The sequence below is a fragment of the Alteromonas sp. 5E99-2 genome, assembly GCF_017368475.1.
GTDB lineage: Bacteria > Pseudomonadota > Gammaproteobacteria > Enterobacterales > Alteromonadaceae > Alteromonas_F.
In genome coordinates, this window is the sequence record NZ_JAFNJE010000061.1 from 1 (window position 1) to 792 (window position 792).

At 57.3% G+C, this 792-nt stretch carries 1 protein-coding gene; it reads right to left on the minus strand.

Annotated features, from left to right (window positions below; translation table 11 throughout):
• Window positions 1-792 (minus strand): calcium-binding protein (locus J3L16_RS15870; protein WP_278252903.1); only part of this gene is annotated, 792 nt, incomplete at both ends.

A 792-nucleotide genomic window follows, 5' to 3' on the forward strand; every position in this document is an offset into this window, starting at 1 on the left:
GACAACATCGTCGCCAGCTCCGCCGATAACAGTGTCATCGCCAGCGCCTGTGATGATCTCTTCGATTTCAGCGTAGTCCAGCGTGTCAGATCCGTTTGTCACGGTCCCGGTTTCAGCTGCACTGAATGTGACAGTCACATCTTCAGTCAGAGCAGAGCCGTCCAAGACGTCGCCTGTCCCATCTGCAGTCGCGCCGCCGTCGATGTCATCGTTGCCGAAGTTGTCGCCGATGATGATGTCATCTTGACCCGCGCCTGCGGCGATCTCATCGTCGCCGGTGCCGCCTGTGATAACGTCGTCGCCAGTGCCTGCATCAACAGAGATGCCGGATGTGTCGCCAGACAGGTTGATGTCATCGTCGTTGTCTGTGCCGATGATGCCTTCGATCTCATTGAACGTGCCGTCAGAGCCTGTGGCCCCAACTTGGTAATCGCCAGCCTCATCGCCGGAAAAGTCAACGTCGACGCCGTCGGTGCCAGAAACACCAGAGAAATCAACGATGTCGAGATCCGCATCGCCGACATCTTCGCCACCTGTGATGGCGTCTGTGCCGTCAGCTTCACCAATTGTGATGGTGTCAGATCCGTCTTCGCCAAACAGCGTATCGTCGCCAACACCGCCATCAAGCGTATCGTTGCCTGTGCCGCCATAGACTTCGTCATCGCCGTCGCCAGCAAAGACGGTGTCGTTGCCGCCGTTGGCCTCAATGAGGTCGTCGTTGTCTGTGTCGCCCGCAAGGATTGCATCATCGTTGTCGACAATGTCACCGTCTGGATCGCCAAGATAAGAGCC